Raw genomic sequence first — 11,277 nt, forward strand, 5'->3', positions numbered from 1 at the left:
TTATAAAATACGTACTTTATGTTTTATCAGTATTAAACAATAAATCGTATGTATCAATGATGAACACAACTACACGCTGTCCCAATCGACAAATAAAGTTACAATTGTCAGGTTTAACCACTTTAAAATATGGTTATACTTTACACAACTAAAGCGATGAATATAAAAGGAAGTGGTTATGTCAGGCACTACAATGATAGTACTTATTGTGCTTATATCGGTTGGCTCTGGGGTTATATACGATATGTACAAAAAGCACCTTGAATTTAAACACAAAATGCAAGATAGCAACCAAGATGCGAATAAACAACTGGCCGAGGTAAGCGCACAAGTGGTTGCCTTAAAAGAGCGCGTGCAAACGCTTGAGGCCATAGTGACAGACTCAAGCTATTCCACAAAAGAAGAAATTAACCGCCTTTAAAAACGATATAAATGGGCATTTTCTGGCTGCTCTATGCCATGAGCAGCTAAAAACCCATCTATAGCTTGGCCGCAGCCCTGTGGCGCACGAGAGCTATCTATTTCAAAGTTAAGCTTATTTGCATGTTGTTTTCCAAGCGAGCAAAGCCCCAATACTTTAGGTGAACGCATTGCCACACTAAGCTCCCCTATTTTTTCTACGGAGTTGTGTTTACTAAATCGGGCAAACCCTTGGTATTTAAATTGCTCACTCACATACTCATTACTAATATCAACCAGGGCATTAATAAGGCCGTGTAAAAAGCTATTTGCGCTGCTATCACTGGTTAAAAATGCAAAGGTTTTGTTATTAAATTCAATAAGCTGGCAAGTATGACAGTGTAATTTTAATGTGTATAACCACTGCTGTGAGCTTATTTGCTGCATAGCACTTAGCGATACCGTAGCACCTGCAAATAACACCCGTTTTAATAACTGCTCAATAATCTCTGTGCCCGGCGGCGCGTGTGCAGTAACGAGCTCTGCATTTTGTGCCATAACCGGTAAATCATGATGATTATTAAATGGGGTACTGGTTGTATTATTGCTGTGAGTAAGTTGAAACAGCTCTCTTACCTCGTGCTCTCGCGCTATTTTAAGCGCTAAAAACGCTGTTTGAATAAGCTCAGAGGTGGGTAAGTTTTCCTCTACTATCCAGCGTCTGCCAAACAGTAATTTTTTTGCTGTGCCCTCTCCCGCATAACTACTGGTTTTGTAATTATCGGGGCTGAGCACGGCAACTTGTAAATAAAGTTGCTGATCTTTTTGCGCAGCAAGCACTCTAAAGTGCGCTGAAAAATCAATATTATCAAGAACCTGATTAACGCTTTGTAAGGTGTGTTTATAGCGTAAAAAATGCTGTGGAACTATCCAGCTGTTATTAGCAAGTTGCACTAATGGCGCATACGAAATTGGCTGCTCGTAACTGTTTTGCCATTTTTGCTCTGCACTGAGCAGCGGCTCAATGCGACTTTTTTTATCTGACATACATAAACCAAATAAATTCGCGTAAGGCGATATAATCTATGTTGTTGTTACGTTTTAGCGCCTTAAATTAGATCACACTATTAGCGCTAAATAAGCCATTTTTAAGCGCTGCTGAGCTTTTTATAATCTGTTATAACTTTTTGATAATAAAGCTCATCTTTATTAAGCATTTTATTATAATGAGTGAGTAACTGTTTAAGGTATTGCCTGTGCGATGCAGTATTTAAATCCCACATGCTGTTACCGGTATGTGTGAGCAACGCTGTGCTACGTTGGCTTACTTCTATAAGCTCATAATAGCGGTTGTTTTCAGTGATCAATTGCTCGCTTTCAAGGCCAAAGCCTAATTTGGCTAAACCACTGCGCAAATGATAAGTATGGTGTATAGGGCAAACTATAAAGCGGGTGTTTGCTACTGATGCAGCGCAATTGTTTTTGATAATGCCGGCAACAAGTTTTAGTAACAGCTCGCCACCAACACCGGCAATAACCACAGTATTTAATGCATTTGGAACGAGCTTTATTTCTCTTACATCTTGGCAATGTACTTTATATTGCGTATCACTTGGCAGTGTTTGGCTAATATTTGCTAAGTACTCGCTCAGCTCGGCCATTATTTTATCTACCACATCTACAAAATTAACCTGTTTTGCAGCGCGGCGCTTTAATAATGCAATGCCTAAGTAACCATGATCGCAGCAGCAATCCCAAATAACATCAACGGGGCTAGTAATTAACGCATTAATTGCGTTTAAACGCTTACTTAGTTTCATTTAATACCAATTAGCTTAATTAAGTGATCTATTTTGAGGCTGGAAAAACGTGTTGATAGCTAGGCAAAAAATTCGCTATTTAGTTGTTCTAAATGAGAGTTTTTTAACACAGATAGCGACACGTTTAGCCCCTTAAAATGATTAAGTATTATTGCGAATTGGTATAAGTTGCGGTATGCGCCGTTTTATACACTAACGCCTTTAAGCTTTTATTGCTGTCTACTTCTACAAAACGGGCCGTGGGTGCAAGGCGCTCAACAAATTCTATTGCGCCTTGGGTGTGCTCGTTTATTAAAGCTTTAAACGCATCTTCGCTAAGCTCTGGGCTATTTGCGCATAATAAAAGCTGTGTGGTATCGCACAGTAGTTCGGGTAATCTGCGCAGCACCTTTTGATAATCTTTAGTTAAAATAAAGCTGCCCTTTTGAAAGCTTGGCGGGTCTACAATAATTAAATCAAACGGCGCTGCTTTTTTTAATTTACCAAACGACTTTAAAATATCGTGCGGTAAAAAACTAACTCCGCGTTCAAAACCATTGAGCTGGTGATTTTGCTTACCAACTTTAAGTACGCCTTTGCTCATATCCATATTCATTACGTGATCAGCCCCGCCTTGCATTGCCGCAAGTGAAAACCCACACGTGTACGAAAACAAATTAAGTACTTTTGCATGTTTACTATTGGCAGAGACAAACTCTCGCCCACTTCGCATATCGGGGAATATTCCGGTGTTTTGGCGACTTGTTAAATCCACTAAAAAACCAATGCCGTTTTCCTTTACCACATGTGGTGAAGGAAGATTACCATGCACTAAACGATTACTACTTTGCACACCCGCGCGCTGTTGATACACAAGCGCAGTAATAAGCTCAGGGTGATGCTGCTGCGCCCATGCCCAAAGGGTACTGGTCAGTGTATTTAACGTAGCTTCGTCAATTTCATCGTACGAAATTAAAAATAAGCTTGGCGGATAAAAGTCTAAATTAATATGGCTTAGCGATGCCACGCTATGGCCGCGGCCATGAAATACGCGGCATAGTTCGTTTTGTAGTAATGGCGCATCTTCAAGCGCACTTATTAGGGGCGAAAAATCGGGTGTCATTTAGTTAATCAACTGTTGTTGTAGTTCGTGTATTTCGTCGCGTACCGAGGCGGCTTTTTCAAATTCAAGATCGCTGGCATAAGCATGCATTTTACTTTCAAGCTGCTTAATTTGTGTGGCAATTTCTTTCGCACTGAGTATTTTTTTAGACTCTTTACGCACCAGCTTAAGATTATCTTGTGGTGCGGCTTCTTCGCCCACATCCATAATATCGGTGATCTTTTTAACCAAGGCTTGCGGCTCAATGCCGTGCTCTATATTAAAGGCGTGTTGTATTTCGCGGCGGCGCTGTGTTTCGCCAATCGCTTTTTCCATCGATTTAGTTACTTTATCGGCGTATAAAATGGCGCGGCCGTCGAGGTGACGTGCAGCACGACCAATGGTTTGAATAAGTGAACGTGCTGAGCGTAAAAAACCTTCTTTATCGGCATCTAAAATGGCAACGAGTGCCACTTCTGGCATGTCTAAGCCTTCTCGTAATAAGTTAATACCCACTAACACATCAAACACACCGGCGCGTAAATCACGAATTATTTCAACGCGCTCTACTGTGTCTATGTCTGAGTGCAGGTAACGTACTTTAACATTGTGCTCGCTTAAGTAATCGGTTAAATCCTCAGACATGCGCTTGGTAAGCGTAGTTACCAGTACACGCTCACCTTTTTCTACACATTTATAAATTTCTGATAGTAAATCATCTACTTGGGTGCTTACAGGGCGTATTTCTATTTCTGGGTCTAACAGGCCAGTTGGGCGTATAACTTGCTCTGCTACTTCGCCTGCGCTGCGCTCTAATTCAAAATCACCCGGCGTTGCCGATACATAAATCGTTTGCGGTGCTATGGCTTCAAACTCTTCAAAGCGTAATGGGCGGTTATCCATCGCCGATGGCATTCTAAAGCCATATTCAACTAGGTTTTCTTTTCGGCTTCTATCGCCTTTATACATGGCACCAATTTGCGATACGGTGACGTGCGATTCATCGATTATCATCAATGCATCATCAGGAAGATAATCTAGTAATGTGGGTGGCGGATCGCCCGGTGTACGCCCCGATAAATAACGGCTGTAGTTTTCTATGCCCGAGCAATAACCAAGCTCGGTCATCATTTCTATGTCGTATTGTGTACGCTGCGCTATGCGCTGCTCTTCTACTAATTTATTGGCACTTAATAATTGTGCTCTACGTTCTTTAAGCTCGGCTTTTATTTTTTCTATGGCATCAAGAATTTTTTCGCGTGGCGTTACATAGTGCGTTTTAGGGTAAATAGTGGCACGTACTATGTGTTTTTCTACCGCACCGGTAAGCGGATCAAAAATACTAAGGCGCTCTATTTCGTCATCAAACATTTCTACGCGTACTGCATAGGTATCTGACTCGGCAGGAAATATATCAACAACTTCGCCACGTACACGGTAAGTACCACGGCTAAAGTCAATGTCGTTACGGGTATATTGCAGCTCAGCTAAGCGGCGCAGCATATCGCGTTGGTCGACCTGTTCGCCTACTTTTAAAAGCAGCATCATTTTCATGTATGAGTCGGGGTCGCCCAATCCATAAATAGCCGACACAGAGGCCACTATTATGGTATCGCGGCGCTCAAGCAAAGCCTTAGTAGCACTTAAACGCATTTGCTCTATGTGCTCATTAATAGAGGCGTCTTTTTCTATGAATGTATCGCTGGCGACCACGTAGGCTTCTGGCTGGTAGTAATCGTAGTAAGATACAAAATACTCAACTGCATTATTAGGAAAAAACTCTTTCATTTCTCCATACAACTGCGCGGCTAGCGTTTTATTATGCGCCATTATTATTGTAGGGCGATTTAAATCGCTGATAATATTGGCCATAGTAAACGTTTTACCTGTGCCTGTGGCACCGAGTAAGGTTTGATGCGCAAGCCCGGCTTCCAAGCCTTCTTCAAGCTGTTTAATCGCTGTGGGCTGATCGCCCGCGGGTTTAAATTGTGACTTTAGCTCAAAGTGATCACTCATTTATTTACTCCGTTACCGTGTTACTGCATATTGCATCTAGCTCTTTTACAAACCATTTGTACGCGACTAACCCTGTGAATACATTACCGATTGCAGCGCCAATAAATAAACCAATTAAACCACCTAGCATACTGCCTATATAAGCAAAAGGCAGGTAAAAAACAAACAAACGAATAATACTTAAAAACAATGCATTCATAGGTTTGTGTAAAGCATTAAACGATGAATTTGATAAAATGATCACCCCTTGAAAACCATAACTTAGCGGTATGGTGTATATAAAGAGCTTAATAACATCGATTACAGCTTGTTCTTTACCAAATAATTGGCTTATTACCCCCGACAGTGCAATGAGTAAAATATAAATAGCAAATTGCCATATCATCACAAATTTTAACGTACCAATGTATGCCTCTTTTACGCGGCCTAATTTACCCGCCCCAAAGTTTTGGCTAACAAAAGGAGGCAATGTCATCGATAAGGCCAGCACTAAAATACTGGCAATTGATTCAATACGGCTGCCTACACCAAAAGCGGCAACCGCTTCGGGTCCATGATTAGCAACGAGTGCGGTCATTACAGCCATTGCCACTGGGGTAAGCATGTTAGCCCCCGCTGCGGGTAAGCCTATTTTAAGTACTTTTTTAATTGCACTTGCCGCAGTTTGATTACCGGCTTTTAAGCTTAATAACCGCTTTTTAACTGCCAGCACATACAAAATAATAATAACCGCTACGCCCCAGGCAATAACACTGGCAATAGCGGCACCTTGAATGCCTAATGCCGGCACTGGGCCCCAGCCAAAGATTAATATAGGATCGAGTATGGCATTAATAAGCCCTGCTCCACCCATTACTATGCTGGGTGTTGTAGTATCGCCACTGGCTCGTAATACCGAATTACCTATCATGGGGGTGATTAAAAACACACTGCCAATAAACCAAATATTCATATACTCATGGATAAGTGGCAGCACTAATTGTCCGGCCCCTAATAAAGTGAATATTGGGTCTATTAGTAAATATCCAACAAACGAAAGTAAAATAACTAATAGAAGCGCCACAATAAGCGACACACTGGCATCAAAACGCGCCTCTTCTATTTTATTACTGCCTAAGGCTTTAGCTATAACCGCTGATGTGCCAATACCTAAGCCTATGGCTAGGCTTATTACCGTAAAAGTGACCGGAAACGTAAAGCTTACCGCCGCAAGGGGCTCTGTGCCCAACATACTGATAAAAAATGTATCAACTATATTGAACATCATCAGCGTGACCATGCCAAATATCATCGGGATGGTCATTTTTTTCAATGTAGGCAAGATGGGATCGTTAAGTAAATCTGGGCGTGATTGAGAATGTGAAGTTTCGCGCATGGAATAAATTAGCCTCTATTACTGAGCGAGCCATTTTAAAGCATCATAGCAATTCAAGCCACGGATTTATCAATGGATTTAACACTGATAATAAAACAACAGTCATAAAAATAACTAAAGTTGAATTTTTAAGCATTTGTGCACAAATAAGCCTTTAGTGAGCTAAAAAACAATAAGTGAACATTTATATTACTTTTTTAACATTTAACCTTGCAAATTCGCTGAATTTTTACACAGCACAATATTAATCCTTATCGTAACGAATTAATTTATTCATCGTTGTTGGGTAGTTCAGCATGCATTTATAACTCTATGTTTTTTATAGCAATAAAAAAATCGTTTTAAAAGCTTGAAATCGTTGTAGCGCCCTAAAACTCTGGTCGGGGCACTGTTCTTAAAGTTTCATAAACAGAGTTATCCACAGAAACCGTGGATAACTCAGCTCAGCCCGCATTTATAAAGGCTTGCGCGCTGGCTTAAAATAAGCTCAGGTCCAACCTTTGCTCAAAACTAAAGTTAAAAACTTATCAATGCTTGCAAACAAAAAATTAAGCTAAGCTAAATCTTCGTGCCTAATGCAGATACAAGTGACTTGATAAGTTAAGGTAAATATTTAGCAACTTATTGATTGTTTTGTTTTTGTGCAGCTTTTTAAAATAAAGTTCCCAGCCAAGGCTTTGCTAGTTTAGCCCTCCTTAAATGCCGTATTACGAAAAAACTGCCCTACTGGATTTTTCAAAAATATCTGCTAGTGAAATTTATTCTTTATTTTATGACGATAAGGTTAAATACAAATTTACTGATTTAACGGAGTAAATATTGCCTCAAGCGGATTTTTTACACATAAATTAAACAATGGCTGTTTTATGTTCGCTGCTTTTTTTGTATTGGTGCATGTTTAAATAGAGAATTATTACCGTGTTTTGCTTAAATAGAGTTATAAAATGCGCAGATCGAACATAAAAACAACGAATAAACTTCTTTTTTAAATTTATGACTTTTATATGTTGACACTTTGCACCTCCATCATTAATATTTCGCCCCGTTGAAAGGCATGACGCTTCCCCCTTAGCTCAGTTGGTTAGAGCGACGGACTGTTAATCCGCAGGTCCCCCGTTCGAGTCGGGGAGGGGGAGCCAATCATAAGAATTTCATAGACATTTCAGTAATTTTCCACTACTCTTCTGCTTTATAACTAAAACATAATTTCTATTCTAATGTGTTGCTATTAGTTGAATGATCAAGGACCTGATTCCTTTCCTTTTGAACTATTAAAAGATTGATAACATGGCTGGCTTTAAAAAACTTATTTTTATACAAATCCTGTCTTGGCTTGTATGTGTTGCGGCTGGAAGCTACTTCATTTCTGTAAGCTTTAATAATGCAGTAAGTGAAGCGCAAACGTCAGCACAAACCAGTGTAACACGCTACATTAACAGTTTAACTAGCGAAGAGCTTTCGCCTGAAAGTATAAAAAAAGCGATTGGCGATGGTAAAACATTTTCAAGCTTTATACTAAGAGACTACCAAGGGGCTGAAGTATTTTCAGTTAACTCCCCTGCCCAGCTCCCCATGTTTGCTGAATTTATTCAATCTAGCTTTAATTCGGTTCGTCCTCAGTTTGCCGTTAACGACGCCGCAGATATAAAAGTAGAATTTACACTCAACATTGAACGTTTAGCGCAGCAACTACAAACCTCGTTATTTATAGTTATATTTATTTCTGCTTTTTTAGTGATTATCCCAATCATATTAATGAAATCTATTTTTCATAGCTTAAATAAAAATATCAGCATGACCGTTGCCGATGTAATAGACATTTACATTAACCAAAATCAAATTGGCGACGACCTAGATACCGCGCTTGATGCCAGTAAAATGAAAAAACTAGGTAAAGATTTAGTCCCTAGCTTTAATCGCCTTTCGCATTTTTTGAAAAATAAAAATGATGATATTCAAAACGCTGCCCTAAGCATTAAGCAAGAAGCCTATAAAGATGTTATTACCGAATTAGGTAACCGTAATATGTTTGTTGAATATTACGAAAAGCACATCGAAAACAGTGAGCGCAGTACCTTTGGCTCGCTAGCGCTTGTACGCTGTAGTGAGCTGCAATCAATAAACCAAAGCCGTGGCTATCAAAAAGGTGATGACTACGTTAAAGGTGTGGCGGATATAATTAAGCATATAAGCGGCACTTACACCGGCAGCCAAGTATTTAGGCTAAATAGCTCAGACTTTGCCATAGTATTACCTAATACCCCTCTTAAAGAAGCAGAGCGTTTTGGTGAAAACCTGCAATCGCGCTTTACTCAATACCAGCAAAATCAGGAGCTCAGCTCTGTGGCTAATACGGGTATTGTAGGCTACGAAAAAGGCAAACCGCTGGGCGAGCTATTATCGGTTGTAGATAACGCAATGAGCATGGCGCAATCTAAGCAAGTAAATGCATGGCATGTGCAGCGCGAAACCGATTTAGTTAATAATGTAAGTGCTGGGTTTGGTAACCAAAACTGGCGTAAAGTGATTAACGAAGTAATTGAATCAAAACGTGTTCACTTAGTAATGCAAAATATTATGCCGCTGGGTAAAAGTATTAAGGCTTATGCAGAGATACAAGTACGTTTTAAGACCGAAGATAACCAAGTGCTTCCTACGGCCTCATTTTTAGCTATGGCCGAAAAGCTCGACATGGCCATAGAAATTGACCGCTTAATTATTGACTCGTCACTTGAAAAAATTAAAAGCCGCAACCTGTCTGAAAAGTTTTTTGGCCTGAATGTAACCGCCTCAAGCGCCCATAACGACCAATTTGTTATTTGGTTAGAACGCCGCTTATTAAAAGATACACATATAGCCTCTAAATTAGTATTTGAAGTAAGTGAGTTTGGCCTACAGCAAAATATTAAAGCCAGTAAACGCTTTATTGATATGGTGCATCGTGTAGGGGCCCGCGTAACGGTTGAACGCTTTGGTGTAGGATTAACTTCGTTTAAGTTTTTCCGTGATTTAAAACCCGACTTTATTAAAATGGATGCAAGTTACACCCGCGGCCTAGAAGATGATAAAAACAATCAATACTTTATGCGCCTAATGGTTGATTTAGCCCACCGCATTGGTGTGAGTGTGTTTGCAGAGGGCGTTGAAAGCCAAGAAGAAAAACACATAGTAGAAACGCTTTGCCTAGACGGCGTACAAGGTTATTACATAGAAAAACCTAAAGATATTTAGCACCAACCCTTAATTAAAGTAAAAAAGAGCACATGTGCTCTTTTTTGCGTTTAGCTGTTTAATTTTCGCTTACTTTAAAATCACATAAATTTTACAGCTTTGTGATCGCTTAATTATTTTACCCTGTTTATTTAACTGATAACGACTCGCATATGTTGTTTATCGGGGCAGAAAAAAGGATAATACACAGGATTTTAATAGCGCGAGGCACACATGACAGAATATGTCTTGTTATTGATTGGAACCGTTCTAGTTAATAACTTTGTATTAGTACAATTTTTAGGCTTATGTCCATTTATGGGTGTATCAGGCAAGCTTGATACCGCAATTGGCATGTCTTTAGCAACCACATTTGTGCTTACTCTTGCCTCTGTTACAAGCTATTTAGTTAATCAATATATTTTAGCACCGCTAGATATCGAATTTTTGCGCACCATGAGCTTTATTTTAGTAATTGCTGTAGTTGTGCAATTTACCGAAATGGTTGTGCGTAAAACAAGCCCAACTTTATACCGGTTACTGGGTATATTTTTACCGCTGATCACCACTAACTGTGCGGTATTAGGTGTTGCGCTTCTTAACATAAAAGAAGATCACACCTTTTTACAATCGGCCGTGTATGGTTTTGGCGCAGCCGTTGGCTTTTCATTAGTACTTGTATTATTTGCAGCGCTGCGCGAACGCCTTGCTGCTGCAGATGTTCCTACCCCGTTTAAAGGCGCCTCAATAGCCATGATCACCGCCGGCTTAATGTCGATGGCGTTTATGGGTTTTACCGGATTAGTGAAGTTTTAATATGACCTTAATATATGCCTTGATAGCGCTTGGCTCGCTAGCGCTTGTTTTTGGACTTATTTTAGGCTTTGCAGCTATTCGCTTTCGTGTAGAAGGTGACCCAATTGTTGAGCAAATAGATACCATTTTACCGCAAACCCAGTGTGGCCAGTGTGGCTACCCGGGCTGTCGCCCTTACGCTGAGGCAATTGCCAACGGGGATGAAATTAATAAATGCCCACCAGGCGGTGAAGCAACGGTTAAAAAACTGGCCGATTTAATGGGCGTTGAGCCTAAACCGCTTGCCGGTGGTGAGCAAGCAGAGCCGATAAAAACAGTGGCCTATATTCGCGAAGACGAGTGCATAGGCTGTACTAAGTGTATTCAGGCATGCCCTGTGGATGCCATTGTTGGTGCTACACGCCAAATGCACACTGTACTAATAGAAGAATGTACCGGCTGCGATTTATGTGTAGAGCCCTGCCCTGTAGATTGCATTGATATGCTGCCTGTAGCCGAAACAAAACAAAACTGGAAATGGCAACTTGATGCCATTCCTGTCACGCAAATAGATTAGAGGT

At 40.3% G+C, this 11,277-nt stretch carries 9 protein-coding genes and 1 tRNA gene; 5 read left to right on the forward strand and 5 right to left on the reverse strand.

Translation table 11 applies throughout. The features are described from left to right. Positions 1 to 178: 178 nt before the first annotated feature. Positions 179 to 421 carry a hypothetical protein gene (locus WDB87_RS09535; protein WP_286244773.1) on the forward strand — a complete coding sequence of 81 codons (243 nt, stop codon included), beginning with the start codon at positions 179 to 181 and terminating at the stop codon, positions 419 to 421. Here the strand turns inward: WDB87_RS09535 and WDB87_RS09540 are convergent. The 5 genes from WDB87_RS09540 to WDB87_RS09560 all read right to left on the reverse strand — a co-directional run bounded on the left by WDB87_RS09540 (position 418) and on the right by WDB87_RS09560 (position 6,691). Further along, a complete protein-coding gene (locus WDB87_RS09540) occupies positions 418 to 1,446 on the reverse strand; it encodes a hypothetical protein (protein ID WP_337849744.1) in 1,029 nt (342 codons plus the stop codon). The genes WDB87_RS09535 and WDB87_RS09540 overlap by 4 nt on opposite strands. 101 nt (positions 1,447 to 1,547) lie before the next feature. Further along, positions 1,548 to 2,219 (reverse strand): tRNA (adenine(22)-N(1))-methyltransferase, encoded by a 672-nt coding sequence (locus WDB87_RS09545; protein WP_337849745.1) that lies wholly within the window; start codon positions 2,217 to 2,219, stop codon positions 1,548 to 1,550. A 148-nt stretch (positions 2,220 to 2,367) separates the two neighbouring features. Continuing rightward, positions 2,368 to 3,321, reverse strand: a complete 954-nt coding sequence (locus WDB87_RS09550; RefSeq protein ID WP_337849746.1) for a class I SAM-dependent methyltransferase — start codon at positions 3,319 to 3,321, stop codon at positions 2,368 to 2,370. Next, positions 3,322 to 5,316, reverse strand: a complete 1,995-nt coding sequence (gene uvrB / locus WDB87_RS09555) for an excinuclease ABC subunit UvrB (RefSeq protein WP_337849747.1) — start codon at positions 5,314 to 5,316, stop codon at positions 3,322 to 3,324. It abuts the gene before it with no gap. 4 nt (positions 5,317 to 5,320) lie between these two features. After that, positions 5,321 to 6,691, reverse strand: coding sequence for an MATE family efflux transporter (locus WDB87_RS09560; RefSeq protein WP_337849748.1), 1,371 nt, complete (start codon positions 6,689 to 6,691; stop codon positions 5,321 to 5,323). Between the two features lie 1,062 nt (positions 6,692 to 7,753). Between WDB87_RS09560 and WDB87_RS09565 the strand changes: the two genes are divergently transcribed. The 4 genes from WDB87_RS09565 to rsxB all read left to right on the forward strand — a co-directional run bounded on the left by WDB87_RS09565 (position 7,754) and on the right by rsxB (position 11,273). After that, a tRNA-Asn gene (locus WDB87_RS09565) sits at positions 7,754 to 7,830 on the forward strand. A gap of 148 nt (positions 7,831 to 7,978) precedes the next feature. Continuing rightward, positions 7,979 to 9,922, forward strand: coding sequence for an EAL domain-containing protein (locus WDB87_RS09570; protein ID WP_286244779.1), 1,944 nt, complete (start codon positions 7,979 to 7,981; stop codon positions 9,920 to 9,922). Positions 9,923 to 10,135: 213 nt separating this feature from the next. Next, the gene (gene rsxA, locus WDB87_RS09575) at positions 10,136 to 10,717 is read left to right on the forward strand and encodes an electron transport complex subunit RsxA (RefSeq protein WP_004589478.1); all 582 of its coding nucleotides are present in this window, start codon (positions 10,136 to 10,138) and stop codon (positions 10,715 to 10,717) included. 1 nt (position 10,718) lies between these two features. Further along, complete coding sequence (rsxB, locus tag WDB87_RS09580) at positions 10,719 to 11,273, forward strand: electron transport complex subunit RsxB (protein WP_286244780.1); 555 nt, start codon at positions 10,719 to 10,721, stop codon at positions 11,271 to 11,273. The last annotated feature ends 4 nt before the right edge of the window (positions 11,274 to 11,277 follow it).

Origin of the sequence: Pseudoalteromonas sp. C12FD-1 (genome assembly GCF_037414265.1) — a bacterium.
Lineage (GTDB): Bacteria > Pseudomonadota > Gammaproteobacteria > Enterobacterales > Alteromonadaceae > Pseudoalteromonas.